This window comes from Thiomonas sp. FB-Cd (assembly GCF_000733775.1).
Classification (GTDB): domain Bacteria; phylum Pseudomonadota; class Gammaproteobacteria; order Burkholderiales; family Burkholderiaceae_C; genus Thiomonas_A.
This window is the reverse complement of record NZ_JPOE01000005.1, coordinates 784,724-811,496: the sequence shown is the minus strand read 5'-3', so window position 1 is coordinate 811,496 and position 26,773 is coordinate 784,724. Positions and strand designations below refer to the sequence as shown.

Sequence of the window (26,773 nt, the reverse complement as noted above, 5' to 3'; positions counted from 1 at the left end):
CGCTTGCGCCGCGACTTGGGCGCCGCCAAGGGTTTGACGCCATCGCCCACGATCGCGCTACGCTCATGGCATGAACAAGAAACGCAAACCACACCTCGCCGATCGTAATTTCCCATCGGCTCAGGAAGAGGCAGCAAAGCTCAAGACGCCGTCGCGCTACGCCGGGCCAGAGAGCAGCTACCGCCTCGCCTTCACGGATACGGCATTTTTGCTGCAGGATGATCTGCGCCCGGTTCGCATGCAGCTCGAGCTGCTCAAGCCGGAGATGGTGCAGCGGCAGTACGGGGTCGAGGCCACGATCGTGATCTTCGGCAGCGCGCGCATCGCCCCGCCCGATCTGGCGCAGGACCGACTGAGTCAGGCCGAGGCCGATGGCGACGCTCAGGCCATTGCGCGCGCCCGGCAAGGCGTGCTCATGTCCAGGCACTACGAGGAGGCCAGACGCTTCGCGGCGCTGGTGACGCAGGCGTCCAGGAACCTGGAGCAGCCCATCATGGTTGTCACGGGGGGCGGGCCTGGCGTCATGGAGGCGGGCAACCGCGGCGCGTTCGAGGTTGGAGGCCAAAGCATCGGGTTGAACATTACGCTTCCGCGCGAGGAGCAGCCCAATCCTTACATCACGCCTGAGCTTTGCTTTCAGTTTCATTATTTCGCATTGCGCAAGATGCACTTTTTGATGCGATCGGTTGCGCTGGTCTGCTTTCCCGGAGGCTTTGGCACCCTGGATGAGCTCTTTGAAGTCCTCACGCTCACACAGACCGGGAAGGTGCGCAAGCGCCCCATCCTGTTGTTTGACCGGGCATTCTGGACACGGCTGATTGATTTCGAGCACCTGGTGCAAACCGGGATGATTGCTGCGCAGGATGTGGGGCTTTTTCACTTTGTGGAAACGGCCGAGGAGGCATGGGACCTTCTATGCGAGGAATTTGGCTTGAACGCTGCGAGCAATGCCGGTGGCGTGGCCGACGATGCTCCGCCTGCCAACGGCTGAGACGGGGAGCGGGCGGCAATGAGCAAGCCGGTTCGACTGATTGGTGCACCCACGGATATTGGGGCGGGCGCGCGTGGAGCGTCCATGGGCCCGGAAGCCCTGCGCGTGGCGGGTTTGTGCGAGGCGCTGCGGACCTTGGGTCTGCATGTGATGGATGCAGGTAACCTGCAGGGCCCAGGAAATCCCTGGCAACCGCCCGTGAATGGATGGCGCCACCTGCCCGAAGTCGCGGCCTGGAATCGTGCTGTGTTCGATGCAGTGACCGATGCACTGAGTGCTTCCCAATTGCCCATTGTGCTGGGGGGCGACCACAGCTTGGCCATTGGTTCCATCAGCGCCGTGGCGTCATCTTGCCGCGCTCGCGGTCGCCGTCTGCGCGTGCTGTGGTTGGACGCGCATGCGGACTTCAATACCAGCGCCATCACGCCAAGTGGCAATGTGCACGGTATGCCTGCAGCCTGCCTGTGCGGTCACGGCCCGCGCGAGTTGCTCGAGTTCTCCGGCGCCGCGCCCGCCATTGAGCCGGCCTGGCTGCGCTTCATCGGGATTCGAAGCGTGGATCCGGGCGAAAAGCAACTGGTCCACCGCGTGGGCCCCGAGGTGTTCGATATGCGCTTCATCGACGAGCACGGCATGCGAGCCACGATGGATATGGCACTGGCGGGGTTGGACAGCGATACCCATTTGCATGTGAGCTTTGACGTCGACTTTCTCGACCCCGAGATTGCACCCGGGGTGGGCACCACGGTGCGCGGTGGGCCGAGCTATCGTGAGGCGCAACTGTGCATGGAGATGATCTGCGATACGGGGTGCCTGGGTTCGTTGGACGTGATGGAGATCAATCCCGCCTTCGATCTGCGCAACAGGACGGCGGAGGTGGCGGTGGACCTGATCGAGAGCCTGTTTGGCAAGTCCACCCTCATGCGGCCGTGAGGCAGCGCCGTGCGCCTGCTGCATGGCTGACGCACATGCGGCGGAGTCACGTCGGGCTCACCGACGGCGGCTCGACGCTCGCAACAAAAGGACCAGGGCTGCGGCGACGACGACCATGCCCAAGCCCTCAGCCGCGTCCGGTCGTTCGCCCAGCAGGCCCCATGCCAGCAGGACGCCTGTTACCGGTATCGCCAGGCTCGAGAGTCCCGCGATGCCGGCTGGCAGGCGTTGCACCACGACAAGCCACAGAGTCCACGCCACCCCTGAAGCCAGAACAATGTTGAAGGCCAGCGCCGCAATGAAGCCGGGGGCCCAGCTCACGGGCCGCTCCGGTACGAACCACGCCAGCGCGATGAGAAAGGCCGTGCCAGTCAGCATTTGCCATGCCGTCAGGCGCAGCGGCGACAGCACCGTGCCTTGGCGCACGAAAAGGCGCTTTGCTGCCACCGTGCCGATGGCCCAGCTCACCCCGCCGGCGACGGCAAGCCCCGCGCTTCGCAGATCGACATGGGCTTTCCACGGTTGCATGATCAGTAGCAGACCGAAGGCTGCGAGCACGAGGCTGGCGATTTGCGTGGCGCGCAGGCGTTCGCGTAACCAAGCCCAGGCCAGCAGCACGGTCCAGAACGGCATGGTGTAGACGAGGAGGGCGGTCTTGCCCGCCCCGCCTTGGACGAGGGCCCATTGGGCCAGGGCCGTGAAACCAGTGGTCTGCGCAAGACCGATGACCAGGGTTGGGACAAGTGGCGGCGGCGCCAGATTTTCACCGCGCAGGCGCAGAACCAGGAAAAGCGCTGCGGTGCCGCCGGCATAGCGAAGCGCGGAGAACTCGAATGGCCCGCTGTACAGCATGGCCAGTTTCATCACGATCCAGTTGCTGCTCCAGATCAGCGTAAGCGCGACCAAAGCCAACAGGGGCGACGTGCGCGAAGAGACGGGGCGCATCAGCAAAGAGTCCGTTTGATGACGCAGAGCTCAAGTTTGAACACGATCTTGCAGCACATCAGTGTTTGCATCATGGAGTGGGTAATGGAGGAGGGCCCGCATGGATGGATCCGCGGTGCGTGAGACGAGCGCATAGGCGTTGAACTTCAGTGCGCCATTTGGAACTCAGTGATGTGGGCGGCCTGAGCGCAAATGCCGCCTTGAAGTGGTGGGCGCCGCGACGTCCACCGGATGAGTAACGCGCGCCGAGAAATTGCATTGAGCCATGTCTGTGTATCCCTTTTTCGTGTATCTGATTGGTGTGGCTGCACTGAGTTTGGTGGTGGGGCTGGCGTTAGCCCTTCGCCGCACTCTTCGTCCGCCCCAAACGGATAAAGATTAATTGCCGGCGCGCCGCGCCATAAACGCACCGCACCGGCGCGAACTGATGCGCCTTCGGGCCGCAAGCGCTGCGCGCACCATGTGACCGATCGAATGCGGTTCCTGCGCGTCCTGTCCGGTGCGATCCCGCAACACACGAAGGGAGCGGTGCCAACGCAGGCCGGCTTCCCGGGCGCCCTTCGCATGCGCCAAAACGGGGCGCCATAACGCACCAGAATAGGGCATTTGTATGGGGCGCGCACTGCGTTGATGCGTGCAAAGGCGGTCCCGGACGCTTCGATGGTGGTCATTTCTCGGCGAACCCCCAGTGAATTGCTCCCAAGCCGGACCGTTTTGGTGCGCTTGCACGCTTTTGGAACGTTTATTGCTTGCATCTGGAAGGATAACGTCCCAATCATGGTGCACTGAATTTACATTCCGGAGTTCCCTACGATGCAAGCCCTGCAACAAAGCAGCGACGTGTTGTTTCTCCTTTTGGGCGCCATTCTGGTGCTCTTCATGCATGCCGGCTTTGCCTTTTTGGAGCTGGGCACGGTGCGCAGAAAAAACCAGGTCAACGCCCTGGTCAAAATCCTGACCGACTTTTCGGTGGCGACGTTGGCCTACTACTTCGTCGGCTTCGGCATTGCCTATGGCGTGCATTTCTTCGTGCCGGCAGCCCAGCTTAAGCTCGATGACGGCTTCGCGCTCACCCGATTCTTTTTCCTGCTGACTTTCGCTGCGGCAGTTCCGGCCATCGTGTCGGGTGGGATTGCCGAGCGGGCCAAGTTCTGGCCTCAGCTCATCGCCACAGCAGCCATCGTCGGCGTGGCCTACCCGCTGTTCGAGGGCGCTGTGTGGGGCGAGCGATTCGGCGTCCAGGCCTGGTTCCAGGGCGTCTTTGGTGCCGAGTTCCACGATTTCGCAGGTTCCGTGGTGGTGCATGCGATGGGAGGCTGGATTGCGCTGCCAGCCGTGCTGCTGCTGGGTGCGCGAAGGGGGCGCTACCGGGACGGTCGGGTCAACCCGCATCCGCCATCGAGCATTCCCTTTCTTGCGCTGGGTTCGTGGATTCTCATCGTCGGTTGGTTCGGCTTTAACGTCATGAGCGCACAGAACATCAGCAAGATCTCTGGGCTTGTGGCGGTGAACTCGCTCATGGCGCTGGTGGGCGGCACGATTGCCGCGCTCGTGGCTGGGCGCAACGACCCTGGTTTCGTGCACAACGGACCTTTGGCTGGTCTTGTGGCCGTGTGCGCGGGCTCGGACATCATGCATCCGGTCGGGGCACTGATCACAGGCGCCGTGGCCGGTTGGCTATTTGTGACGATGTTTACGCTAACCCAAAACCGGCTGCGTGTGGATGATGTGCTGGGCGTGTGGCCGCTGCATGGCTTGTGCGGTGCCTGGGGGGGCATCGCTGCGGGCATCTTCGGGCAGACCGCGCTGGGGGGCATCGGCGGCGTGAGCTTCTGGGCGCAGGTCGTGGGCACGTTAGCCGGCGTGGGCTGGGCGTTGCTCAGCGGCGTCGTCGTCTACGGCGTGCTCAAGCTGACGCTTGGCCTGCGACTGGATGCGGAGGCCGAGTTCGAAGGGGCGGACCTGTCCATTCACAAGATCACGTCGACGCCCGAGCGGGAGGTGAGCTGGTGAGCCGGGTGTAGCGGGGCTGCCGGCACGGCCCCGAAGGTTTTCAGCGTTTTCGTGAAATCGTTCACGGACGTCTGCTCACGTCCTTCCTAAAGTGCGGACCAGGGTGATCGGCCATGAGAGCCGCTCGCCGGGTTCCCAACAGCAGCGAAGGACACAGATCATGGCCCAGACGATTTCATCCAAGAGCGTTGGCGTGGCAGGCGCCAGCCTGGCTTTGAACGACCCCGCAGCCGCGGATCGCTTGGCGCGCATCGCGCAGGTTTACATCGACCATCTGGGCATGTGCAGGCTTGAGCCTGTGACCATCCAGGCCGTGGCCGAGGCGCATGGATTTGACGCCATCGTCGTTGACGATGACGGCCAAGGCTATATCGCGCTCGTCGCAGGCGAGCAATTGCCGGCCCGCGCGACGTATCGCTTGAGCGGGCGCGTCCACGCGCGTGGGGGTGCGGTGGAGGAGCTGTTCATGGTGGAGCACAGCCGCGCCGGGTTGGAGCAAAGTGCGGCGCGCATTGGCTACTACGTGCACATCATGCGCCGCCTCACGCACTGAGCGGCGCGTGCGCCGCGGCGCTCAAAGTGGATAGTCCGTGCGCTTGACCACGGTGCGCAGCGCAAAGCTGCTCTTGATCCGCACCACGTGGGGCAGGCGCGAGAGTTCCTGCTTGTGCAGGCGCTCGTACTCCTGCGGGCCATTGACCGCAATGCGCAGCAGGTAGTCGAAATCTCCAGCCATGAGGTGGCATTCAAGGATGTCGGGGCAGCCAGCGGCGGCGCGTTCAAACGCACCCAGGACTTCCTCGCGCTGACTATCCAGTGTCACTTCAATGAATACCGTGGTGGCCCGGCCGATGGCGCAGGCGTCGAGCAGCGCAACCACGCGCGCGATCACCCCATCGCGCTCAAGGCGCTGCACACGGCGCAGGCAGGCCGAGGCAGACAGCCCAACCCGATCCGCGAGCGTGGCGTTGGCCACGCTCGCGTCCGTTTGCAGGATGCCGAGGATGGCGCGGTCATGGTGGTCGAGTTCAATCATTCGCGCGCAAAAATGGAATTATGCGCAATTAGAAGCCAACGTTTTCCTTTTAATCAATCAAATCGTGCGTAACTTCGGGAAAGTTCGTACCGATCTTGCAACCGCGTTGCGCGCGATCAGGCCGATACTTCTACCGTGGCGCCATGCGAAGACAGCGGCGCATAACGAGTGATCAACAGGAGCAATCTCATGCATGTCGGCGTTCCCAAGGAAATCAAGGTGCACGAATACCGTGTCGGTCTAACACCCGACGCCGTGCGTGAACTCACGCACCACGGCCATCGGGTCCTGGTGCAGACGGGTGCAGGAGCCGGCATCGGCGCAGACGATGCGGCGTACCAAGCCGCGGGCGCGCAAATCGCATCCGACGCGGCGAGTGTTTTCGCCCAGGCTGAGATGATCGTCAAGGTGAAGGAGCCGCAGCCCGATGAATGCCGCATGCTGCGTCAGGATCAGGTGCTTTTCACTTATCTGCACCTGGCTCCGGACCCGGACCAGGCGGGCTTGTTGCTGCAAAGCGGCTGCACTGCGATAGCCTATGAAACCGTCACCGATGCCCACGGTGGTCTGCCGCTGCTGGCGCCGATGAGTGAGGTGGCCGGGCGCATGGCCATCCAGGTGGGTGCAGTCGCGCTGCAAAAGGCAAGCGGCGGGCGTGGCGTGCTGCTGGGTGGCGTGCCTGGCGTGGCGCCGGGCGATGTTGTGGTCATTGGCGGTGGCACCGTGGGCACCCATGCGGCGCGCATGGCCGTCGGGCTGGGTGCGCGCGTTACCGTATTCGACAAATCGTTGCCGCGTCTGCGCCAACTCGACGAACTCTTCGATGGGCGCGTCAACACCCAATACTCCACCCTTCACGCGCTGGATATGGCCGTCACCCAGGCCGATCTGATCGTGGGCGCGGTCTTGGTGCCAGGCGCGGCTGCGCCCAAGCTCATCCGTCGCGAGCAGCTCGCCCGCATGCGCCCTGGCGCTGTGATTGTGGATGTCGCCATTGACCAGGGAGGATGCTTCAGCACCTCGCATGCCACCACCCACGACGAGCCCACTTACGTGGTGGACGGCATCGTGCACTACTGCGTCGCCAATATGCCGGGCGCCGTTGCACGCACGTCCACCTATGCCCTGAACAACGCCACCCTGCCGTTTACCCTGGCGTTGGCGAACAAGGGCTGGAAACAGGCCTGCGCCGAGGATGCGCATCTGGGTCATGGGTTGAACGTTCAGGCCGGGCGCATCACGCACCCTGCAGTGGCACAGGCTTTGAATCTTCCCTACACCCCGATCGCCAAAGTGCTCGGCAAGGCGGTGGAGGCGATCGCGGCCTGAATGCCGAGCAAAGGCACTGCCCCCGCGGCCGCAGGCCAGCAGGGGTGCCCGAACGTGTTTTGCTGTTTATCGTGCGCACCCAAGCGGCTTTCCCTGCGCGTTGCGAGTCATGATTTGTCGCGCCGGATGTTGGCGCGGAATGGCGAGCGCGCACAAGGGCTCGGAGGCCTGCGCGGCAAGGCGGTATGGCGGATCGTGTTGAGCGCGCGGTCCAGTTTTGCGATGGGCTTCGACGATTCGCGTGCTGGCACGCGCGCGCCACGGCACCGAAGTGGGCTGCAGTTTGCGACAATGGCGGACCCTCTCGAAATAATGCCATGTCGCTTGCCACCGATTCCACACACGCCTTGGTCATCGATCTCGGCGTCCGCGCTCGCGCCGCCTCGCGCGGTATGGCGCGCGCCAGCACCGCTGCGAAGAATGCCGCGCTGCAGGCTCTGGCGGGGATGATCCGTGCCCAGGCCGCTGACTTGCGCGCGGCCAACGCGCACGACGTGGACGCGGCGCGCGCCGCGGGACTGGACCCAGCCTTCGTTGACCGATTGATGCTGTCGGACAAGGTGATTGCGCAGATGGCGCAGAGCTGCGAGCAGGTGGCCGCATTGCCTGACCCCATTGGCGAGATGACCGATTTGCGACGACGCCCCAGTGGCATCACCGTGGGTCGGATGCGCGTGCCGCTCGGGGTCTTCGGCATGATTTACGAGAGTCGCCCCAACGTGACGATCGAGGCGGCATCGCTGGCCATCAAATCCGGCAATGCCGTCATCCTGCGCGGGGGATCGGAGGCCATCCATAGCAACCGTGCCTTGGCTGCGCTCGTTGCGCTGGCGCTGGTGGAGGCCGATCTGCCGCCGGACGCCGTGCAGCTCGTGTCCACCACGGATCGCGCTGCGGTCGGGGCGCTGATCACCATGCCACAGTATGTGGATGTGATCATTCCGCGCGGCGGCAAGAGTCTGATCGAGCGCATCAGTGCCGAGGCACGTGTTCCGGTGATCAAGCATCTGGACGGGAACTGCCACGTCTATGTCGACGCCGAAGTCGACCTCGACATGGCCGTGACGGTCACCGACAACGCCAAAACCCAGCGCTACAGTCCCTGCAATGCAGCCGAGTCGCTCCTGGTGGCGGGTGCGTCGGCTGCGGCATTCCTGCCGCGCATCGGCGCCGTGTTCGCACACAAGGGCGTGGAGATGCGTTGTTGCCCGCAAAGCCGTGCTTTGCTCCAGGCCGTGCCCGGCGCGGCCGCGCTGCTGCGCGACGCCACTGAGGAAGATTGGAGCACCGAGTATCTTGCGCCCATCATCTCGATCAAGATCGTGCGGGATGTGGACGAGGCCATTGCCCACATCAATCGCTACGGATCGCAGCACACCGATACCATTCTCACGACCAACCATGCGCACGCGATGCGCTTCTTGCGGGAGGTGGACTCAGCCACCGTCATGGTCAACGCCTCCACGCGCTTTTCCGATGGCTTTGAATTCGGACTCGGTGCCGAGATCGGCATCTCCACCGACAAGTTCCATGCCCGCGGCCCGGTAGGCCTGGAGGGGCTGACAAGCCAGAAATGGATGGTCCTGGGCGAGGGCGAAATCCGCAGCTGAGCCACCATCCCCACACCCGCCGATCGGCCCATGACTCCCCAACACATCACTGGCATCCTCACACTTCCCACGTTGCTGCGCATCATGGCGGCGATCGGCATGGGTGTGGGCGTCGTCAACTCGGCCATTGCCGTGGGGATTTACTGGCGCCAGCTTGCGGCAGGGCAGGTCCTGGGGCTGTTCCTTGGCGCTGTCCTGTTCAATGCCCTGGCACTGATGTTCGCCACGCTCATCGGGTATTGGCCCTACCGGGCGCTGGCCCGTCGGCAGCGCCTGGGCCTGCACCGGCTCAGCGTCCATATGGTGCGCGAGGACGCGTCCGCATAGCGCCGGGCAAATCACCTCTGGCTTGTCGCATTTGTCTACCTGGAGTACACAGCATGAACCCGCGTGATCGCATCAAACTCCTTGGAGCAGGGCTGGCAGGTCTGGGTGTCACCACCCGGGCTCAGGCGCAAAGCCAGGGGCCCGTACCGGCCAAGCCCATCTCCAGCGAGCCGTGGAAGGTGGTCATGCAAATCAGCGACAGTCTGGAGCAGGCCTATGAGGGGCTGATCAACGTCCAGAACGTCCTCGAACTTGACCCGAAGATGCAGTTCATCGTCGTCGGCTACGGTAATGCCATCGGTTTCCTGCTCAACGGTGCAAAGACTCCTCAGGGGGCACTGTTTGAGGGCATGATCGGCAATCTGGCCAACCAGGGTGTGCAGTTCAAGGCCTGCAATAACACGCTGACTTTCCTCAATATTCCGAAGGACAGGCTGATCCTCGAAGCCACCATCGTGCCAGCTGGTGTTTATGAGCTGGTCAAGCTGCAGTCCGAGGGCTGGTACTACATCAAGCCCTGAGCGATCTGCTTGATCGATGCGGCACGCAGCGGCAAGGCATGAGGAAGGCTTGCGGCTGCGTGTCCCGGTCTTTCCATCCCCGCGGCAGAACATGCGCGTTACACCCGGTTGCGTTTGCGGGCGAACTCACGCATCATCAATCGCAGCAACCAGTCGAGGTTGCCATGGCATGTGGGGTTTGCGCACATGCTGGCCCGATGCGCACACCAACACGAGGAGACATTGCATGACATCCATTAAATCCCCCCGCCGCAAGGTTCTGCTGGCTTCGGCAGCCGCGGGCGCTGCAGCTTTCACGACCACAGCCCATGCCGCAGGCAGGGCCGAGAAGGAAGGGCCGGTGAAGGTGGTCTATCACATCACGCAGGGAGACGCACAGGCTTCGCGGGCTTTGGGCAATGTGCGCAACCACCTCTCCGCGGACCCCACGGCCAAGATCGTCGTCGTGGGCAACGGCGCGGGCATCGATTTCATGCTCAGTGGCGCGAAGGATGCGAAAGGCGCCGAGTACGCTGGCAATATCGGGGATCTGGCCAGCAAGGGCGTTTCGTTTCGCGTCTGCAACAACACGCTGAGCAACCGCGGCATCTCCAAGGACAAGGTGATCATCGACGCCACCATCGTGCCCTCGGGCGTTGCCGAGGCGGCCAATCTGCAGTACCGCGACGGTTACGCCTATTTATGCCCCTGAGGGATGCGCAATCTGCCCAATCGATCATGCGGCCCGGGTTGACGCGGCATCATGACGCGGTGCATCATCGCGCCGCGTGAAAACTCCAACTGCACGAACTCCCGGCATCCCCGCTGGGTCGCAACCCGGCGATCCCGGCGGCTCCACGACGAAGCGTCGGCCACTGCACCGCGATCTCCGCGCTGCAGCCGATCTTCTCGGTTGTGTTGTACAGGGCCAGTCGCTGGCTTCGGCCTTGCCGCGCTTGGCGCTGGCACAGGCCTGGACCCCGGACCAACGTGGAGCGGCGCAGGCGCTGAGTTTCGAGGCGCTGCGTGGCCTTGGCCGCTCTCGCGCGCTGCTGGAGGCCCTGCACCCCAAGCGCATCAAGCCGGCCGAACTGGAACATCTGGTCCTCGTCGCCATGGCGCTGCTGAGCAGCCCATCCGAGCCGCATCCCTATGCTGACCACACCTTGGTGAACGAAGCCGTGCAGGCTTGCGCACTGCGCCCGGGAACGCGCCACGCACGCGGGCTCGTGAACGCGCTGCTGCGGCGGCTTCAGGCCAGCAGGGACCGCTTGCTGGCCCAGGTGCTGCAGCAAGACGTGGCGCGTTTCAACCATCCGGCATGGTGGATTGCCCATCTGCGTGCCGCTTACCCAGAGGGCTGGCGCGAGGTGCTGGACACGGCTGCACAGCGTCCGGCGATGACCCTGCGGGTCAACGCGCGCTGGGGCACGCGCGACGCCTATGCGGCGCTGCTGCGGGCCCGGGCACTCGATGGTGATGCGCCCGAGTCGTCCGGTCTTGAACAGGCCCTCGTGCTGCGCACCCCTGTGCCCGTGCAAGAGCTGCCGCTGTTCGATGAGGGCGCAGTCAGCGTTCAGGATGTTTCGGCGCAGCGCGCGGCTGTCTTGCTCGACGCGAAGCCCGGCATGCGAGTGCTTGATGCCTGCGCAGCACCGGGGGGCAAAACCGCTCATGTCCTGGAGCTCGCCGAGTGCAATGTGCTTGCGCTCGACCAGGACGCTGCGCGCGCCGCACGCATTAGCGGGACCCTGGCGCGACTGCGCTTGCCCGCGGCGCGCGTTGCCACTGCGGACGCCGCACATCCCGCGCAATGGTGGGATGGCGTGCCGTTTGACCGTATTTTGCTCGACGCGCCCTGTAGCGCCTCAGGCATCGTGCGTCGTCATCCGGACATCTGCTGGCTGCGGCAGGAGTCCGACATCACAAAACTCGCCGCGCAGCAAACCGTGCTGCTGGACGCGCTGTGGCCCCTGCTTGCACCAGGTGGACGCCTGCTGTATGCCACCTGCTCTGTGTTTCCGGAAGAAGGCAGTGAGCAGGCGGCGGCCTTTCTGCTGCGGCATCCCGATGCGCTAGCATTGGCTGCGCCTGGGCAAATCCTTCCCGGCACGTCGCCAGAGCGCGACGGTTTCTTTTATGCCCTTTTCGCAAAGCGCGCTGATGCATGACGCCCACGCATGACGCCACCGCAGGTCCCTGATCCCGCACGCCGCCGCGGGCTTATCACACTGGGCCTGGCCGCGACCGCCCCGCTATGGTTGCCGTGCGCAACGGTCCGTGCCGCTACGGTGGACGCCCAGCCACTCAGCGTTGAGCAAGATAGCGATGGCCTGTATGCAAGCGCCACCGTGGTGTTCGCCCTGCCGCGCGCGCTGGAAGACGCGCTGCATCGTGGCATCCCGTTGTATTTTCTCACTCAGGTCAGCGTCGTACGCGGGCGTTGGTGGTGGTTCGACCAGAAGGTCGCAAGCGCACAGATGCTCACCCGCCTGATCTACCAGCCGCTTTTGGAGACGTATCGTGTGTCCACAGGCGCTTTGCAGAAAAATTACAGCACGCTTGAGGAGGCGCTGAACCATGTCCAGCATGTGCTGCATCTGAAGGTCGCCGAGGCGAAGGATCTTCACGTGGGTCTGACCTACCAGCTGCAGGGAAGTTTCGAGCTGGACTTGTCCCAGCTTCCGCGCCCGTTTCAGATCAACGTTGGCTCACAGGCGGACTGGCAGCTCCAGGCTGACTTTCCGCCCACCAGTTTCGTATGGAACCCTCCACAGTCAACCGCATCACCCGGGTAGCAGCCTGGACGGCGCTGGCGCTGGGTCTGCCGCTGGTGGTCTTCCTGGTTTTTCTGCTTGCGGTGTCCACCAAGAACACTCAAGCGATCAACCCCTATTTCGGCGCACTGTACTGGATCAACATTGCCGTCGCCGGGCTGCTGTTGCTGCTCATTCTTGGGTTGTCGATGCGCCTGCTTTGGCGGCTTCGCAGGCGCCGTTTCGGCAGCCGGCTGTTGTTCAAACTCGCGATCGTGTTCACATTGGTCGGGGTGCTGCCGGGCGTCGTGATTTATGTCGTCTCCTACCAGTTTGTCGCGCGAAGCATCGAAACCTGGTTCGACGTGAAAGTCGAGCGCGCCCTCGACTCGGGCCTCAATCTTGGGCGCACGACACTGGACGTGTTGCTTGCGGATCTCCAGACCAAGGCCCGTAACGTGGCTGGGCAGCTCGGTGATGGGCATGGTGGCGTTGCTCCCATCGAACTCGAGCAGTTGCTGCAGCAGATCGGCGCTGAACAGGCCACTGTGTTTGACAGCAACGGCAACGTCCTGGCGACGGCAGGCGGGAACCCCTTCGCACTCATTCCAGATCTGCCGGGCGCAGAGTCCATGCGCCAGCTGCGCCTGATTGGGCAATTGGCGAGCGTGGAGGGGGGGGACGACGGGGTGGCCGCGGGCGGCCAAAATCTGAAGCTGCGCGTGGTCGTGCCACTGCCTTCGCACAGCCTTCTGTTGCCGGGGCACCAGCGCTACTTGATGTTGGTGCAGAACGTGCCATCGGCGATCACGCACAGCGCACTCGAGGTGCAACGCGCCTACGCCGAGTACCAGGAGCGCGCGCTGGGGCGCGAGGGGCTGCGGCGCATGTACATCTCCACGCTGACCTTGACCCTTTTTCTCGCCGTGTTCGCCGCCGTCTTGATGGCCGTGCTGCTGGGCAACCAGCTTGCACGTCCCCTGCTGCTGCTGGCCGACGGGATGAAGGCCGTCGCCGGAGGGGATCTGCGACCGCGCCCGGAGTTGCAGTCGGCAGACGAGCTCGGCACGCTGACGCGTTCATTCAACGAGATGACGGCGCAGCTGGCAGAGGCGCGTCAGCAGGCGGAAACCAGTCGGCAGGCTCTTGAGGCATCGCGCGCGTACTTGCAAAGCGTGCTGGACAATCTTTCGGCGGGTGTTTTGGTGCTGGGTGATGGCATGCGCCTGACCCTGGCAAACCCCAGCGCCACACGCGTCTTGCGTGTGCCGCTACAGGGGTGCATTGGCACACCCATCGATCGCGTCGAAAGCCTTGAGCCCTTCGCGGCGGCGGTTGAGGTGGCGTTCCAGGAACTCATGGGCAGTGGTGGCGCCGACCACTGGCTCAAGCAGATCGACTACGTCCCGCCGGGAAGTGAAACGGCGCTCAACCTTCTCGTGCGCGGGGCGCGCCTCGCGCTGCCCGGGCAAGGGGCGGCGGTGGTCGTGTTTGACGACATCAGCGAACTCATCTCGGCGCAGCGCTCCCTGGCGTGGGGTGAGGTGGCACGGCGCCTGGCGCATGAAATCAAGAATCCACTGACCCCCATTCAGCTGTCCGCCGAGCGCCTTCAGATGAAGCTGGCTGGCAAACTCGAAGGCGCTGATCGTGAGATGCTCGGTCGTGCCACGACCACAATCGTCAATCAGGTCACCGCCATGCGGCGCATGGTCGATGAGTTCCGCGATTACGCCCGTACACCGGCCACTCAGCTTGCGTCAATGGACCTCAACAGCCTGGTGGGGGATGTCCTGAATCTTTACAGCGGCATGAGCGCGCGCGACGCGCCTCACGGCGAAGATGCGCCGATCGTGCGCGCTGAGCTCGCGCCACAACTGCCCTGTATCGAGGGGGATGCCACGCAGTTGCGCCAGGTCATTCACAACCTGCTGCAAAATGCACTCGATGCGGTAGCCGGTCAGGCGCGGCGCGAGGTCAGCATTCGCACCGAAACCTACCGTTCGCCGACCAGCGGCGCGCAGCGTGTGCGCCTGTCGGTGGAAGATAGCGGCCCCGGTTTCAGCGATAAAGTGCTGTCGCGTGCCTTCGAGCCCTACGTGACAACCAAGCTGCGCGGCACTGGTTTGGGGTTGGCGGTGGTGAAGAAAATCGCTGAGGAGCATCATGCACGCGTTGAGGTGCAAAATCTGGCCTCGGCGACCTTATCTGGCGGGGCTCGTGTATCCCTTATATTTCCCGCTGTGACATGCCCAACGCCAGACGGCGTTGCATGACAGCAAACTTCGGAACCCTTTGAGCGTATGGCAAGCATTCTGGTTGTGGACGACGAAATCGGCATTCGCGATCTGTTGTCCGAAATATTGAGCGATGAGGGCCATACGGTGGAGGCAGCCGAGAACGCCCAGCAGGCCCGTGAGATACGCATGCAGTACCAGCCTGATCTCGTGCTGCTCGACATCTGGATGCCCGACACCGACGGCGTGACGCTGCTCAAGGAGTGGGCCGGAGCGGGCCAGCTGACGATGCCCGTGATCATGATGTCTGGCCATGGAACGATCGACAACGCTGTGGAGGCCACGCGCATCGGCGCGATGGCTTTTCTTGAGAAGCCGATCGCCCTGCAAAAACTGCTGCGGGCCGTCGAGCAAGGCTTGAGCAAGCCAGCGCCCAAATCTCGCGCAGACCTCGTCGCACCTCCCGCAGTCAAGGCAGTGCCTGAGCCCCCACCACCGCTGATCGCTGAGCAATCGTTTCCCCTCGACCGCCCGCTGCGCGAAGCACGCGATGACTTCGAGCGCGCCTACTTTGAGTTTCACCTCGCACGCGAAGGTGGAAGCATGACCCGGGTGGCGGACAAGACCGGGCTGGAGCGCACGCACCTGTATCGCAAGCTCAAGCAACTCGGCGTGGACTGGGGTCGGTCGGGCCGCAAAGGCGCGCTCGCCCAACCATCAACGTCGGAAGATGGTCCATCCCAAACGTGAGCCCGCTGGTTTGCTATGATTGCGAGCTTTATTTGCAGGCGCACCTGATTGGGTGTGCCGATCGGGAGGCTCAGCGCCCCAACCCGTGTGCAATGTCATTGCGGCCAGGTAGCTCAGTCGGTAGAGCAGCGGATTGAAAATCCGCGTGTCGGCGGTTCGATTCCGTCCCTGGCCACCAAAATTCAACGCCCAACTGTTCTCAGTTGGGCGTTTTCATTTGTGCTTCCCGCATGCCACGCGGGGTTCCCGCACATTCTGCGTGTGCGACCGGGGTCCTGTGTGTGACACCTTGCTGCAACACAAGGCGCTGTGGGTGGATGAATTGGCGCAGCATCCGGCAACGGAACTGACGCTACTGACGGAGCCAGAGCAGCAACTCTATCGGGATCTCAAGCAGCAGCGCTGGGGGCAAAACGTTCGCTTGGAGCAGGAGCGGATCGACTGGGCTACCGCATGGAGCGTGTTGCAGCGGACATTGGCCTAAAGCCACTGGCCCGCAATGGTTGCCTGCCGATGGCAGAACCTGATCAACGCAGCGCCTTCAGCACTTTTTCGGCTTCCGGCCAGGGCAGCCGTCGCTTGCCTGATTTCATGCGGTCAAGTGCCTTGAAGGCGTCGTCGACTGACAGCAGCTGGTTCTCGATCATGGCGCACAGCAGCCCGATGGTGCCCATGACGTTGACCTGCTCCTTGTTGGCAACAATCCGCAAATTGGCGTCGCCGGTCAGCAAAGTGCAAGTCTCTTGCTTCGCAAGCGCCAGCGCCAAGTAGTCGTTGTGACTGGGCTTGGGACCGTTTTTAGCGGGAAGCAGATGGTTGTGCTGGCCTGGCAACTGCTCGGCATACGCCACGAAGTCGCCGCTGACCTCCATGACCTGCAAGCCCAGGTCCTCAAGGCCAGGGCTGCCCGGTTCAATTTCTTCGTAGTACAGCAGATCAGGGATGCCGAACTGCATCGGAAGCTGGAAGAGCGTCTCCATCAACGCTCCCGCTTCCATATCGATCAAGATGTTCGCATCACTGATGAGCAACCGCATCCGATGACTCCAGCTGGCGTTCTTTGTGGAAGCGCATCATCGGGATGCCCAGCAATTCCGCCGCCTTGCCTTCGGAAATGTATTGCTCGGCCAAGGCGCGGTACACCAACTGATCAAACAGTCGTGGATGCTCTTGCGGCAGTGGCTGGCCAGGCTCGGTCTTGCGCCAGCCCTTGGCCGAAAACCGCTTGAACATAGAGAGGTGAGCGGCCTCGGTGATCACGCCACACTGTTTGGCGCGCTGCAGCCATCCGGTCATCGACAGACCGAACTCGTGCTTGAGCACATACAGCTCTTGCCATTCCAGCGCATGGCGTTGTGCCCCAAGCAACTGCAATACCGCGACACCCGGAGCCAGGAAGGCACCGGCGAACCGGTCGCAGGCTTTCTCTTCGTTGATGCCGTCAGCCAGTCGTCCTTCGAGCAGCAGGTGCCCCAACTCATGCGCCAGCGTGAACCGCTGCCGATCACCGGGCCAGCGCTTGGAAACCGCCACGACCGGATACTCCCGGCCATCTTCGGTCCGTGCCTTGGCCGTCAAGCCAGAGAAGCCCGGGTTCTCCTCATCTACCACGATGACCAGCAAGCCAAGGCCTTCGAGGGTGTCGGTGAGGTCAGCAATCGGATTCAGCCCCAACTGCCAAGCGTTGCGGACCGAATCCGAGAACGCATCGATCTCATCCAGCGAGGTGATGTGCTCAGGCAGATTCGCGGGCGGTGCAAACGCCGGGAACGGCAGTTCGGGAAATGCGCCGAGCAACTCCACGCGCTTTTCCACCAACTCGACGACCTTGATCTTCAGCGCATCCTGCGCCGTCTTGCCAAAGGTCGAGAGCTTGCGGAACTCGGGCTGCAGCAGTTCAACCGTATGCGTGCGAAAGAAGTATTCGGTCCGGATGCCGCAGGCGCGGGCCAGCTTGAGTAGCTGAGTCGACGATGGCGTCAGCAGGCCCTTCTCGTACTTCTGGATGGCGGTGTGAGAAACACCCACCTGTTCGCCCAACGCACCCAGGGTCAGGCCTGCCGCCAATCGTGCTTGACGAATGCGATCTGCAATCATGACGCCTCCTTTGGTTGGGTTTAAAACAACCGTCATCCTACCAAATTTTTAAACCAAAGAGAACCCTACCCGTCTCGGAGGCCGTGGCGTCACTCGTGGGCGACTGCCTCCATGTAGGGGCGCATCACAGTGGCGACGCGGCAGTCCTGGGCGTAGCGCCACAGATCGTCCACAGAGGCCTTGCGCGTCCTCCAGGCGTCTTTCAAGGCTTCCAGCGCCACATCCAGACCGATCTTGTTGCGATGTTTGAAGCAATCGACCACGGTCTTGGCCGGGCTGTAGATCCGCACCTTCACCCCGTTGCACAAGTGCTCCTCGACGCCTGCCAGATAAGCCCTACCGGCCATCTGAACCATCCGGATCGGCGGAAAGTCGATCCGGGGTGAGTGGCTGCCGCGTGGCATGGCGATCCATATTTGACGCGGCAGTTGGGTGGTCAGCCCGTGCAACTGGAGTGCTGTGAGTAGGCTGAACACGGCTTGTGGCACCCTGGTGGCGACAAGGGCAAGACTCTCAAATTCCGTCACCTGTGCGCCTGGCAGACGGTAAAGACCACGCCCGACCCGTTCCAGCAGTCCTGCTGCAGTCATGCGCGTCAGGATGACCCGGGGCGAGCTGATGGCGTCCAGATCGCTGGCACGTAGCAGCACTCTCTGGCTGGCCAGATCAAGGATGCGCTGGGTGTGGGTCTCGGAGAGCATTGATGGAGTGTGTTCCATTTGTTCTCCAATTTCAACTAATCAACGAAATATAGGAACGTAGGGCAACACACTTCGCCACGCCCCGTCCCAACTACGGGGCATCAGCATTCCCTTTTGCTGGGTACCGGCATGGGCGCAGGTGATGCATCTCCCAGAGGAAGAGTTCCTCGATGCTGAAGCGGATGGCGTCACCGTTTGCGATCCGGTAGAACGGAATGCCGAGCCGCAGGCGTTCCTGATTCTGGTGAATCCAGTAACCGGGCAATCCAGTGATGTCGACCACCTCTTTGGCTGAGTAGAAAACCCGATCACGGCGTTCAGGCCGCTTCTGCATCATCTGCTCGATGGCGTCTTCACGTGCCGTGGGCGAGGATTCGGACAAAGGGCGTCCGGCAGGGGATTTCCAAGTGACCCGAGCCTTGCGCTCGAAGGCCTCAACCTCCATCAGAAGGTAACGGATAGATCTGTTGAGGTGCCAGGCGGGCGGGCCGATTCCTTCCGAGCGCCACTTTTGCAGCGTCTTGGGTGAGAGATTCCACCTCGAGGACAACTGGGTTTCATCGAGGACCGGATACGTGATGACTGGCTCTTCCGGGCTGGACACAACACTCTGTCTATCGGCATCAACCTTGGGCTTCATCGCGCGCCTCCGTCAGCGCGGCCTCGGCCGCTTCAAGACTGCCGTACTGCGCGATGAGTGCGAAGGCCTCGCTCAAGTAATACCGCTTCGGTTCGGGGGCGGCGGGCGCGGGAGATTCGACAACGGGCTGCGCGTCGTTCAAGGATGGCAGCGGCACTTCGTGGGACATGCCCTGGCGGATCGCCTGCTCATAGGTGACGATCTCATCGACTGGATAGCGGATGGCCTTTGAGAGCTTGATGTACGGCTGGCCGCGTTCTTCGCTGCGCCAGCGTTGCAGGGTCTTGATGCTGACGTTCCACCGACGTGCGAGCCCCGTTTCGGTGAAGGCGGGTTCGGTTTGCATGGCATTTCCTTTCGTCGTTCGTGCCGGGCATTACGGCGATAGACGAGAGGAAAGCCAAGTTGCATCCACCAGATTCCCTGGCAGTTGCGGCAACTGCGAGTGCCAATCGGCCTCTCTGAACTTACCATCATGGACATGTGCGGTTGCGCGAAATCCTTCCCCGGAATCGCGCGAGGGTCTCAAGGCTTCCGACCGGGGCTGAGAGACTGCTGATATGTGGGTTTGGTTTTCTGTTACACTCCACCACCAAGCCGACTCAACAACTTAGCCCTGTCCCTGTGACGGGGCTTTGTTTTTTCTGACACTCGGTCTGGCCAAGGCATCCGGCATCGACGGCGCCTGCATGTGCGCCACTGCGCCGTAAATACACCGGCCAGGACGCTCTCCGACCGGTGTTCCTACACGCAACTCCACTCAAGGAGTTTTCGTGAAGGTCATCATTCAACATTGGTTTGCGTTCCCCAGGTTCCAGGTTCGAGGACACACCGTCCGCCGCGGGGTGCGTCATGGCTAAGCCGTATCCGGAGGGCAGGGGATGGGCGGTGCGCGTGCGTGTGCGCGGCCAGGACATCTATCTCAGCGGCTACAGCTCGGCAGCGGACGCGCGAAACGCGGCCGAACAGCAGCGCCTGGCGATACTCGAAACCGGCAAGCCGGCCAAACTCGGTCCCCACCAGACGAGCGTTGGCGTGGCGTTCATGGACTATGCGCTGGAGAAGCTGCCCGAGCTCAAGGGCGCGTGTCAGGACGCCAGTCGTATCAACTGCTATCTGCGCGCGTGTGGCCTGCCGGTGATTCGCCTGCATAAGGTCGAGCCGGTCACCCAGGCGGGAGCGCTCCACTGGCAGGTCGAGCTGGTCGACGAGGAGGCGCGCACGATTCCCAAGAGCCTGCAGCCGCACCGCTGCAGCCAGGACGCGCGGGGCCAGAAGTCGACGAAAATACTTCAGCAATTGGCACGGATGGCGTTCGCCGATGTGACCACCTACGCCGTGCAGCAGTTGATGTACGCGATGCGCGACGAGCACTACGAGCCGGCGAGCGTCAATCTCGAGCAGGCGCAGCTCAGCCGCCTGTTCAACTACGCCCGAACCAAATGGTCCTGGACCCAGCCGGGCGTGAACCCGGCGGCCGGGGTGGACATCCCGAAAATCAACAACGCGCGCGACCGCGTGCTCACGCAAGCAGAGTGGAACGCTATCGTTCAAGCCCTGCGGGGTACTCAAGCCAGTGGAAGCGCAGGTGCGTGGTCAGGAAGTTCACATCCTCCGGCGGCACGACACGCGTGAGGTCGAACGACTCGCTAGGAGGCCAGTTCGAGCGTTGCTCCTGCCTACCCAGTGCGATACAGCGAACCGCATGGCCCGGCAGGTCGAAAAATCAAGGACTTGCGCGTGCGCCGCCTGACGCCAGTCGGCCAAGGCGCTCCGATTCGGCGCGTGCTTCGGCCAGCAACTGGCCCCACTCCGACGGCGGGTGGCCGCTGTCAAGCATCCGGCGGAACACCCGGTAGGCGTCGTCAGAGCTCTCGTAGGCCCGCTTCGTGTCCTCGTCGTTGACCCAAGCGAACACGATCACCTTGGCCTGCGCATGGAAGCGGAAGAACAGCCGGTACTGCTGGAAGAACTTGGCCCGGAACCAATGCTTGTGCTCGTCGCCGAGCATGTTGCCCTGGCGGTACTCCGGTCGGGTGGGGTCCTGTGGAATCACCTCGAACGCCAACTTGGCGATGGCCGCCAGGCGCTTGGTGGCGTTCTTCCTGACGTAGCCGACCGAGTCCTTGCGCTTGAGCGCTTCGACCTGGGCGGTCAGGGAGTCAAGTTGGTCAAGGAAGATCGGGTGGGCAAAGAGGGTCCACCCGTTGACGACCAGCGGCGTGCCGCCGCTCATTCATCGTCCGCCGACAGCGGCGCGCCCAGATCAACCTCAACACCGCCGACCAGTGCCTGGATGCGCTGTGCGAGACCAGCGTCCACGACTTGGAGCCGTTCAGGGTGCTCGGCCAAGTCGCGGGCAAGGAAGTCCAAAAACGGCGCCAACGCCGGATCGTCGCCGTCGCCAGGGGTCGCGCGCGTGAGCACGACCTCGCCGCCGGGACGGATTGTGTAGTGGATCTTGTCGCGCTTGCCCAGGCGCAACGCTCGACGCACCGTCTCGGGCACGGTGGTCTGGTAGCGGTCGGTCAGCGTCGATTCAACTTGCAGGGTGGCGGGCATGGCGCGTCTTCGTCAGGCAACTGATCGCAATAGTAATGCATCTGCATTGCTATGTCAATGCAGATGCATTACTATCGTTCGAGTGTCTCAACCCGGCGTTGACCAACGGCAGAGCTCGCGGCACCAGTCTGGTCATTTCCCAGCGGAACACCTTCTCGAGGCTGAACCTGATCACGCCGGCATTGCCCAGTGCGTAGAACGGAATGCTAAGCCTCTGGGGATCGCGCAGATGCGCGAACCAGGTGAGGGGCAAACCGGTAACGTCGGCGACAATGTCACCACTGAGCAGCACAGATCGCGTGGCGCCGGCCACAGGCGGGCGGTTTGCTTGGTGGCGTCCTCCCTGGCCTGCGGGGAGGACTGCGACAACGATCGGCCGGGGTCCGACTTCGGCGGCGTCCGTGCTCTTGGCGCGACCCTTTGGACGGACCATGGATTGACTTTGCATCGTCGGCCGACTGAACTCGTGGACATCGGCTGATGAGCACGCTTCCCTCAGTCTTGGCGACCTTAAAGAGGAGGCGCATCGGGGCGCGACTGCGACAAGCATGGCAAGCGATCGGCATGAACATCGGCAAAAAATCTTCGAATGGTTGGTTGTTTCATTCATAAATGACATGCATGACAATGGTTTGCGGCTTAACATGAACGGCAAAATGATCGGCAATTTGTCTCCCGTCTGAAGCCCCAAATCTCGCTGTGATGCATTCCACCCCAACCCAAGTCGTGGTGTACGACCACCCCGCGCAGTTCGAGCCCCTGATGCCCGGCAATGCCGCCGCGATGCAGGAGCTCGCGCTTCGCATTCGCGGCGTGGTCGAGGCATCTCTGCGACTGCAGGGTTCGGCACATCCGGTCACGCGCCAACGCCTGCGCGAGTTGGTGCGAGCAATGAACTCGTACTATTCGAATTGCATCGAGGGCCAGAGCACGCATCCGCGCTACATCGAAAGCGCCCTCAGGAAGGATTTCTCTGACAAGCCCGACGTGGCCCAGCGCCAGCGCATCGCACTTGCACACATCGAAGCCGAACGCGAACTCGAAGGCCTGGGGGCTCCAGAGGAGGCGGTGCTGCAAAGCCCGATGTTGTTGCGCGCGCATGCTGCGCTCTACGGTCGTCTGACGCCGCAAGACCGCACGACCGAAGATGGCCATGTGGTGCAGCCTGGTCAGTTGCGGCAGGAAGACGTGATTGTGCACCGCCACCACCCGCCGACCTGGACTTCGCTGCCAGGCTTCTTGTCGCGCATGGACGGGTTCTACGGTCGTCGCTGGAGCCTGGATATGGGCTTGGTGGCGGTAGCTTGCTTGCACCACCGTGTGGCCTGGGTTCACGCCTTCCGCGACGGCAACGGCCGCGCCGCACGCCTTCAGACCCACGTTGCGCTGCAGCCGCTATCCGCAGGTCTGTGGTCGGTGAATCGAGGCTTGGCACGCCAGCGCGATGCGTACTACACACACCTGTCCAATGCAGACATGGCGCGCCAAGGGGACCTCGACGGGCGTGGCAACCTGAGTGAGCGCATGCTGCTCGAGTGGTGCCGCTTTTTTATCGGTGTGTGCGAGGACCAGGTGCAGTTCATGACCGAGATGCTGGACCTCGGCGCTCTAAAGAAACGCTTGCATGCCCTCGTGCTGGTGAAGAGCCAAACCGAGGACACTTCGGCGTACCGCAGTGAACTCGTCGTGCCGCTCCATTACGTGCTGGCCGCGGGGCCGCTCAGCCGACGTGAATTCGTGCAGATGACCGGCTTGGGCGAGCGCACGGCGCGTCACTCCCTGTCGCGACTGTTGGCTGACGGACTTTTGCGGTCGGACTCACCCAAGGGGGACGTGAGCCTGGGCTTTCCGCTCGACCAGTTGCACCTGCTCTTCCCAAACCTCTACCCAGAAGCGGCTGCGAAACCGGTCGACGCATGACGCGCTGCCTGCCATGCGCTTGGGCGCCTTCTCCGTCTGAGCCACCGCGATAGCTGTTGTCGTCGATTGCCAAGCGACCGAGCCCCACATCGGCGTGCACAAGACGGTTTGGTCTCACGCGGCGTGTTCACACCGAGCTGTCGTCGCCTCGGCGGGCAGGCGGGGAGCACTGTTCGAGCGCGGTGTTCTACACTACTGCCAGCGGCCCCAATCTGGCATGTTTTCTGGCAATGGGTCGCAATGGCAGGTACAGACCAGTGGTAAAGATTCGGTGATGACGTAGGCTGACCGAGTCGCGAGCAGAACGTGCTGGACACAGAAGTTTTTTCGCCGTACCCTGTTTGCTGTGAACGACACAGCCGCAGACCTGGACTCGGCGATCGGGACGGTGCCCGACGCAAGACGGCCGACGCCGAAACCCTATGACCAGGAGTTGGTCACGCTGACCAGGCGCGAGCACATCGAGTTGGTGCAGCGGGCAAGTTCATACCGATCCCTGCATGCGCGAGCCGTGGCGCGCATCGAATTCGTGGAACGTCGGCATCAGGCCGAGAAGGCGCGATTTGCGCAGCGTGAAGCCGAGTTGAAGGCGGCGCTGGAGGCCGCGCAGGCGCAGATCCGCGATCTTCGCCTGCGCGTGTTTGGCGCCAAGACGGAACAGTCGCGCCGGATCAATGCGGTGTGCCAGGTCAGCGCTGGCCCTCCACGGCCGCGGGGCCAGCAACGTGGGCGGCGTGGTCACGGCCGCACGCGCCTGGGCGGATTGCCGGCCAGGGTTGAGGAGGTGACGCTGCAGACGACGTGCCCACGCTGCGGCCTGGGGCTGAGCGCGTTTCCCGGCACGCAGGATGCCGAGATTCTGGAGATCGAGGTCAAGGCGTACCGCCGCATCGTCCGCCGACACCGCTACCGGCCGCTGTGCTGCTGCGGCGCACTTCCCGGCATCGTGACGGCGCCGCCGCCGGCGCAACTCATCCCACGGGGCAAGCTGGGCGTGTCGGTCTGGGTGGAGGCACTGCTGTCGAAGTTTCTCTATGGGCAGCCCAGCCACAGGCTGCTGCAGGACTGGGACGATCATGGGCTGCACATCGCGCAGGGCACGCTCACCGAGGGCCTGCGCATGCTGTGGCCGTTGCTGGGGCCGGTGGCCGAGGCTGGCCTGGATGAGCTGCGACGTGGCTCGCACTGGCATGCCGACGAGACACGCTGGGAGGTGTTCGAGGAGGAGCCCGGCAAGGTCGGGCATCGCTGGTACCTGTGGGTGTTTCAGTCGGCCACTGCGGTGTGCTTTGTGCTCGATCCTTCACGCTCGGCCTCGGTGCCGGCGGCCGCACTCAACCATGTGGACGAGGGGATTCTCAGTGTCGACCGCTACGCCTCGTACCGCAAGTTCGCCCGGTTGAACCCGGGGGTGAAGCTGTCGATCTGCTGGGCGCACCAGCGGCGCGACTTCCTGCGCGCGGCCAATGATTATCCGGCGCTGTGGGACTGGGCCATGGGATGGGTCGGGCTCATCGGCGAGCTGTACGCCTTGCACGCCCGGCGGCGGCAACAATGGGCGGATGGCGACGCTGCCTTCAAGGACAGCGATGCCGAGACGCGCGCGCTGGTGGCCTCGATGGAGCAGCGCTGCCTGGATGAGTTGGCCGACACGGCACTGGCAGGCGCGGCGCACAAGGTGCTGCGTACCCTGCGCACGTACTGGGCGGGACTGATCCTGTTCCTGGATCATCCCGCCATCGACCTGGACAATAACGCCGCCGAACGCGCGCTGCGGCCCGCGGTGGTCGGGCGCAAGAACTTCTATGGTTCGGGCAGCCAGTGGTCGGGGCAGCTGGCCGCCACGATGATGAGCGTGTTGGGTACGCTCAAGTGCTGGGGGATCAATCCGCGCACCTGGCTGAGCGCGTATCTGCATGCCTGCGCACACGCGGGCGGCTGCATGCCGGCGGACCTCGACCGCTTCCTGCCCTGGCGGATGGATGAGGCCCGGCTGAGCGCGATGCGCGGCGTGGCCTGCGCAACAATCGACAGCTCATGAACAAACGGTACTGCGGGCGCGTGTTCACGCAGGAGGAGCTTGACGCCATCGCCTGGCTGATGGCGCAAAACCCCCAGCTCAAGCGCGCGCCGCTGTCGCGCAGGGTGTGCGAGATGATCGACTGGCGCCGCCCTGATGGACGCCTCAGCGACATGAGTTGCCGCGTGGCGATGCTGCGCATGCAGACTGACGGCTTGATCACGCTGCCACCCTCACAGATGCCTCACCCGCGGCGCCGGGCGCAGTTCGACCCCACACCGGCCACCGATGCGCAAGGTGCGATCGACATGCCCGTGCATGCTCTGGATGCCTTGCGCCTGGAGGTGGTCGCCGGTGTCGGCGCGGCCTCCAGGCTGTGGAACGAATATGTGGCGCGTTACCACTACCTGGGCTACACGCCCATGTCGGGCAGCCAGATCCGTTACAACGTCTACGCTGGCGACCGGCTCGTTGCCTTGCTGAGCTTCGGCGCCAGCGCCTGGAAGCTGGCCGATCGCGAACGATTCATCGGCTGGAATCACGATCAGCGGCAGAACAACCTGCAGCGCGTCGTCAACAACACGCGTTTCCTGATCCTGCCGTGGGTGCAGTCCAAAGGGCTTGCCTCGAAGATCCTGGCCCTCGCCGCGCGTCGCCTGCCCAAAGACTGGCAGCAGCGCTACGGCTACTCGCCCGTGATGCTGGAGACCTTCGTCGAAAGCCCCAGGCACAAAGGCACCTGCTACAAGGCCGCCAACTGGGTCCTCGTGGGCAAAACAACCGGCCGCGGCAAGAAGAGCCTCTCGCACCAACAGGCGCTGCCCATCAAGGACATCTGGCTGTACCCGCTGCGTCCCGACTACGCAGCCATCCTGCGTCGGTAACGGCTGCCGACGTCATCACCGAATCTTTACGACCAGTGCGGTTGAATGCGCTGCAAGCGCTTGATTTTGTTATGTGTTGCGTCATGTTTCGCACGCATGGACATGCCTGATTTGGATTGAAAATCCGCGTGTCGGCGGTTCGATTCCGTCCCTGGCCACCAAAATTTAGCGCCCAACTGTTCTCAGTTGGGTGTTTTCATTTCCGAGTTCCGCGACACCACGCGGGGTTCGGCGCCGATCTGCATGGGCCACGCCGTGGCGGCCCGGCGTCCTGAAGTCGCCCGGTTCGACTCGCTTCTGCTCTCTGTTCTCTCAAAACCGGCGCCAATTTCTTCGCCGGAGCACACGCAGGCGGCCTTTTGTGGCCACGACTTGTGCGTGCGTCACCGCCATCGGTTGTCCATCGCACTTGGATGAGCATGGCATCAGGCTGGCACGCGGCTTGGCGCCGCCGCGCAGGGCATCGAGTACAGTGTTCGCTAGCACTCAAAGTTCATATGATGCCTGTTCAAAGGGCTACGT

Annotated in this window: 26 protein-coding genes, 1 tRNA gene and 1 pseudogene; 19 read left to right on the top strand and 9 right to left on the bottom strand. The window is 63.1% G+C overall.

Features of this window, described 5'->3' with window-relative positions; translation table 11 throughout:
* The first annotated feature begins 70 nt into the window (after positions 1–70).
* Positions 71–991 (top strand): TIGR00730 family Rossman fold protein, encoded by a 921-nt coding sequence (locus CD04_RS0117645; RefSeq protein ID WP_031409172.1) that lies wholly within the window; start codon positions 71–73, stop codon positions 989–991.
* Positions 992–1,009: 18 nt separating this feature from the next.
* On the top strand, positions 1,010–1,924 hold the full coding sequence (gene rocF / locus CD04_RS0117640; protein ID WP_031409170.1) for an arginase: 915 nt from the start codon (positions 1,010–1,012) through the stop codon (positions 1,922–1,924).
* Positions 1,925–1,981: 57 nt separating this feature from the next.
* Here the strand turns inward: rocF and CD04_RS0117635 are convergent, their stop codons facing one another.
* Positions 1,982–2,869, bottom strand: coding sequence for a DMT family transporter (locus CD04_RS0117635; protein WP_031409167.1), 888 nt, complete (start codon positions 2,867–2,869; stop codon positions 1,982–1,984).
* 813 nt (positions 2,870–3,682) lie between these two features.
* On the opposite strand from CD04_RS0117635, the gene CD04_RS0117620 reads away from it, so the two are divergent.
* Both CD04_RS0117620 and CD04_RS0117615 read left to right on the top strand, forming a co-directional pair.
* Positions 3,683–4,882 carry an ammonium transporter gene (locus CD04_RS0117620; RefSeq protein WP_031409163.1) on the top strand — a complete coding sequence of 400 codons (1,200 nt, stop codon included), beginning with the start codon at positions 3,683–3,685 and terminating at the stop codon, positions 4,880–4,882.
* Positions 4,883–5,042: 160 nt separating this feature from the next.
* Positions 5,043–5,435 (top strand): hypothetical protein, encoded by a 393-nt coding sequence (locus CD04_RS0117615; RefSeq protein ID WP_031409160.1) that lies wholly within the window; start codon positions 5,043–5,045, stop codon positions 5,433–5,435.
* Positions 5,436–5,456: 21 nt separating this feature from the next.
* On the opposite strand, the gene CD04_RS0117610 is transcribed toward CD04_RS0117615, so the two are convergent.
* Positions 5,457–5,918 (bottom strand): Lrp/AsnC family transcriptional regulator, encoded by a 462-nt coding sequence (locus CD04_RS0117610; protein WP_156030325.1) that lies wholly within the window; start codon positions 5,916–5,918, stop codon positions 5,457–5,459.
* 189 nt (positions 5,919–6,107) lie between these two features.
* Between CD04_RS0117610 and ald the strand changes: the two genes are divergently transcribed.
* From ald to CD04_RS23365, 11 genes and pseudogenes are all read left to right on the top strand, one after another.
* A complete protein-coding gene (gene ald / locus CD04_RS0117605) occupies positions 6,108–7,247 on the top strand; it encodes an alanine dehydrogenase (RefSeq protein WP_031409156.1) in 1,140 nt (379 codons plus the stop codon).
* A 299-nt stretch (positions 7,248–7,546) separates the two neighbouring features.
* Positions 7,547–8,857 (top strand): annotated as a pseudogene (locus CD04_RS0117595) (glutamate-5-semialdehyde dehydrogenase); the annotation flags it as partial.
* A 30-nt stretch (positions 8,858–8,887) separates the two neighbouring features.
* Positions 8,888–9,184, top strand: coding sequence for a hypothetical protein (locus CD04_RS0117590; protein WP_051849381.1), 297 nt, complete (start codon positions 8,888–8,890; stop codon positions 9,182–9,184).
* 53 nt (positions 9,185–9,237) lie between these two features.
* Positions 9,238–9,705 carry a DsrE family protein gene (locus CD04_RS0117585; RefSeq protein WP_031409147.1) on the top strand — a complete coding sequence of 156 codons (468 nt, stop codon included), beginning with the start codon at positions 9,238–9,240 and terminating at the stop codon, positions 9,703–9,705.
* Positions 9,706–9,931: 226 nt separating this feature from the next.
* Positions 9,932–10,396 (top strand): DsrE family protein, encoded by a 465-nt coding sequence (locus CD04_RS0117575; protein WP_031409145.1) that lies wholly within the window; start codon positions 9,932–9,934, stop codon positions 10,394–10,396.
* 76 nt (positions 10,397–10,472) lie between these two features.
* Positions 10,473–11,855: a 16S rRNA (cytosine(967)-C(5))-methyltransferase RsmB gene (rsmB, locus tag CD04_RS0117570; protein ID WP_231480683.1), complete on the top strand. Its 1,383-nt coding sequence runs from the start codon at positions 10,473–10,475 to the stop codon at positions 11,853–11,855.
* 9 nt (positions 11,856–11,864) lie between these two features.
* Complete coding sequence (locus CD04_RS0117565; RefSeq protein ID WP_031409140.1) at positions 11,865–12,482, top strand: DUF4390 domain-containing protein; 618 nt, start codon at positions 11,865–11,867, stop codon at positions 12,480–12,482.
* Positions 12,446–14,716 (top strand): ATP-binding protein, encoded by a 2,271-nt coding sequence (locus tag CD04_RS0117560; RefSeq protein WP_038168510.1) that lies wholly within the window; start codon positions 12,446–12,448, stop codon positions 14,714–14,716. Before CD04_RS0117565 ends, CD04_RS0117560 begins: the two co-directional genes overlap by 37 nt.
* A 27-nt stretch (positions 14,717–14,743) precedes the next feature.
* Positions 14,744–15,427 carry a response regulator gene (locus CD04_RS0117555; protein ID WP_031409136.1) on the top strand — a complete coding sequence of 228 codons (684 nt, stop codon included), beginning with the start codon at positions 14,744–14,746 and terminating at the stop codon, positions 15,425–15,427.
* 102 nt (positions 15,428–15,529) lie between these two features.
* Positions 15,530–15,605: transfer RNA gene (locus tag CD04_RS0117550), tRNA-Phe, on the top strand.
* A 99-nt stretch (positions 15,606–15,704) separates the two neighbouring features.
* Positions 15,705–15,911 carry a Wadjet anti-phage system protein JetD domain-containing protein gene (locus CD04_RS23365; RefSeq protein WP_231480682.1) on the top strand — a complete coding sequence of 69 codons (207 nt, stop codon included), beginning with the start codon at positions 15,705–15,707 and terminating at the stop codon, positions 15,909–15,911.
* Positions 15,912–15,954: 43 nt separating this feature from the next.
* On the opposite strand, the gene CD04_RS0117540 is transcribed toward CD04_RS23365, so the two are convergent.
* From CD04_RS0117540 to CD04_RS22180, 5 genes are all read right to left on the bottom strand, one after another.
* The gene (locus tag CD04_RS0117540; RefSeq protein ID WP_031409132.1) at positions 15,955–16,464 is read right to left on the bottom strand and encodes a PIN domain-containing protein; all 510 of its coding nucleotides are present in this window, start codon (positions 16,462–16,464) and stop codon (positions 15,955–15,957) included.
* Positions 16,445–17,524, bottom strand: a complete 1,080-nt coding sequence (locus CD04_RS0117535) for an XRE family transcriptional regulator (protein WP_031409129.1) — start codon at positions 17,522–17,524, stop codon at positions 16,445–16,447. Before CD04_RS0117535 ends, CD04_RS0117540 begins: the two co-directional genes overlap by 20 nt.
* Positions 17,525–17,613: 89 nt before the next feature.
* Positions 17,614–18,225 carry an AbiEi antitoxin N-terminal domain-containing protein gene (locus CD04_RS0117530; protein WP_031409127.1) on the bottom strand — a complete coding sequence of 204 codons (612 nt, stop codon included), beginning with the start codon at positions 18,223–18,225 and terminating at the stop codon, positions 17,614–17,616.
* 91 nt (positions 18,226–18,316) lie between these two features.
* Entirely contained in the window at positions 18,317–18,865 is a 549-nt protein-coding gene (locus CD04_RS24230; RefSeq protein ID WP_197033155.1) for a hypothetical protein, read from the bottom strand.
* Complete coding sequence (locus tag CD04_RS22180; protein WP_038168507.1) at positions 18,849–19,211, bottom strand: hypothetical protein; 363 nt, start codon at positions 19,209–19,211, stop codon at positions 18,849–18,851. The genes CD04_RS24230 and CD04_RS22180 overlap by 17 nt, the downstream gene beginning before the upstream one ends.
* A gap of 506 nt (positions 19,212–19,717) precedes the next feature.
* On the opposite strand from CD04_RS22180, the gene CD04_RS0117515 reads away from it, so the two are divergent.
* Positions 19,718–20,500, top strand: a complete 783-nt coding sequence (locus CD04_RS0117515) for a hypothetical protein (RefSeq protein ID WP_031409123.1) — start codon at positions 19,718–19,720, stop codon at positions 20,498–20,500.
* A gap of 91 nt (positions 20,501–20,591) precedes the next feature.
* Here CD04_RS0117515 and CD04_RS0117510 read toward each other — a convergent pair whose 3' ends face one another.
* Both CD04_RS0117510 and CD04_RS0117505 read right to left on the bottom strand, forming a co-directional pair.
* Positions 20,592–21,101, bottom strand: a complete 510-nt coding sequence (locus tag CD04_RS0117510; RefSeq protein WP_031409121.1) for a type II toxin-antitoxin system YhaV family toxin — start codon at positions 21,099–21,101, stop codon at positions 20,592–20,594.
* Positions 21,098–21,427, bottom strand: coding sequence for a type II toxin-antitoxin system PrlF family antitoxin (locus tag CD04_RS0117505; RefSeq protein WP_031409119.1), 330 nt, complete (start codon positions 21,425–21,427; stop codon positions 21,098–21,100). The genes CD04_RS0117510 and CD04_RS0117505 overlap by 4 nt, the downstream gene beginning before the upstream one ends.
* A gap of 702 nt (positions 21,428–22,129) precedes the next feature.
* Between CD04_RS0117505 and CD04_RS0117490 the strand changes: the two genes are divergently transcribed.
* From CD04_RS0117490 to CD04_RS0117480, 3 genes are all read left to right on the top strand, one after another.
* On the top strand, positions 22,130–23,347 hold the full coding sequence (locus CD04_RS0117490) for a Fic family protein (RefSeq protein WP_031409114.1): 1,218 nt from the start codon (positions 22,130–22,132) through the stop codon (positions 23,345–23,347).
* Positions 23,348–23,693: 346 nt separating this feature from the next.
* Positions 23,694–25,388 carry an IS66 family transposase gene (locus CD04_RS0117485; RefSeq protein WP_031403963.1) on the top strand — a complete coding sequence of 565 codons (1,695 nt, stop codon included), beginning with the start codon at positions 23,694–23,696 and terminating at the stop codon, positions 25,386–25,388.
* Positions 25,385–26,251: a Druantia anti-phage system protein DruA gene (locus CD04_RS0117480; RefSeq protein WP_031403962.1), complete on the top strand. Its 867-nt coding sequence runs from the start codon at positions 25,385–25,387 to the stop codon at positions 26,249–26,251. The genes CD04_RS0117485 and CD04_RS0117480 overlap by 4 nt, the downstream gene beginning before the upstream one ends.
* Positions 26,252–26,773 lie beyond the last annotated feature (522 nt).

What these genes read in the sequence shown, in the direction of transcription:
- CD04_RS0117645 (WP_031409172.1), top strand. Translation starts at nt 71, where the DNA reads ATGAACAAGAAACGCAAACCACACCTCGCCGATCGTAATTTCCCATCG.
- rocF (WP_031409170.1), top strand. Translation starts at nt 1,010, where the DNA reads ATGAGCAAGCCGGTTCGACTGATTGGTGCACCCACGGATATTGGGGCG.
- CD04_RS0117635 (WP_031409167.1), bottom strand. Translation starts at nt 2,869, where the DNA reads ATGCGCCCCGTCTCTTCGCGCACGTCGCCCCTGTTGGCTTTGGTCGCG.
- CD04_RS0117620 (WP_031409163.1), top strand. Translation starts at nt 3,683, where the DNA reads ATGCAAGCCCTGCAACAAAGCAGCGACGTGTTGTTTCTCCTTTTGGGC.
- CD04_RS0117615 (WP_031409160.1), top strand. Translation starts at nt 5,043, where the DNA reads ATGGCCCAGACGATTTCATCCAAGAGCGTTGGCGTGGCAGGCGCCAGC.
- CD04_RS0117610 (WP_156030325.1), bottom strand. Translation starts at nt 5,918, where the DNA reads ATGATTGAACTCGACCACCATGACCGCGCCATCCTCGGCATCCTGCAA.
- ald (WP_031409156.1), top strand. Translation starts at nt 6,108, where the DNA reads ATGCATGTCGGCGTTCCCAAGGAAATCAAGGTGCACGAATACCGTGTC.
- CD04_RS0117590 (WP_051849381.1), top strand. Translation starts at nt 8,888, where the DNA reads ATGACTCCCCAACACATCACTGGCATCCTCACACTTCCCACGTTGCTG.
- CD04_RS0117585 (WP_031409147.1), top strand. Translation starts at nt 9,238, where the DNA reads ATGAACCCGCGTGATCGCATCAAACTCCTTGGAGCAGGGCTGGCAGGT.
- CD04_RS0117575 (WP_031409145.1), top strand. Translation starts at nt 9,932, where the DNA reads ATGACATCCATTAAATCCCCCCGCCGCAAGGTTCTGCTGGCTTCGGCA.
- CD04_RS0117565 (WP_031409140.1), top strand. Translation starts at nt 11,865, where the DNA reads ATGACGCCACCGCAGGTCCCTGATCCCGCACGCCGCCGCGGGCTTATC.
- CD04_RS0117560 (WP_038168510.1), top strand. Translation starts at nt 12,446, where the DNA reads ATGGAACCCTCCACAGTCAACCGCATCACCCGGGTAGCAGCCTGGACG.
- CD04_RS0117555 (WP_031409136.1), top strand. Translation starts at nt 14,744, where the DNA reads ATGGCAAGCATTCTGGTTGTGGACGACGAAATCGGCATTCGCGATCTG.
- CD04_RS0117540 (WP_031409132.1), bottom strand. Translation starts at nt 16,464, where the DNA reads ATGCGGTTGCTCATCAGTGATGCGAACATCTTGATCGATATGGAAGCG.
- CD04_RS0117535 (WP_031409129.1), bottom strand. Translation starts at nt 17,524, where the DNA reads ATGATTGCAGATCGCATTCGTCAAGCACGATTGGCGGCAGGCCTGACC.
- CD04_RS0117530 (WP_031409127.1), bottom strand. Translation starts at nt 18,225, where the DNA reads ATGCTCTCCGAGACCCACACCCAGCGCATCCTTGATCTGGCCAGCCAG.
- CD04_RS24230 (WP_197033155.1), bottom strand. Translation starts at nt 18,865, where the DNA reads ATGAAGCCCAAGGTTGATGCCGATAGACAGAGTGTTGTGTCCAGCCCG.
- CD04_RS22180 (WP_038168507.1), bottom strand. Translation starts at nt 19,211, where the DNA reads ATGCAAACCGAACCCGCCTTCACCGAAACGGGGCTCGCACGTCGGTGG.
- CD04_RS0117515 (WP_031409123.1), top strand. Translation starts at nt 19,718, where the DNA reads ATGGCTAAGCCGTATCCGGAGGGCAGGGGATGGGCGGTGCGCGTGCGT.
- CD04_RS0117510 (WP_031409121.1), bottom strand. Translation starts at nt 21,101, where the DNA reads ATGAGCGGCGGCACGCCGCTGGTCGTCAACGGGTGGACCCTCTTTGCC.
- CD04_RS0117505 (WP_031409119.1), bottom strand. Translation starts at nt 21,427, where the DNA reads ATGCCCGCCACCCTGCAAGTTGAATCGACGCTGACCGACCGCTACCAG.
- CD04_RS0117490 (WP_031409114.1), top strand. Translation starts at nt 22,130, where the DNA reads ATGCATTCCACCCCAACCCAAGTCGTGGTGTACGACCACCCCGCGCAG.
- CD04_RS0117480 (WP_031403962.1), top strand. Translation starts at nt 25,385, where the DNA reads ATGAACAAACGGTACTGCGGGCGCGTGTTCACGCAGGAGGAGCTTGAC.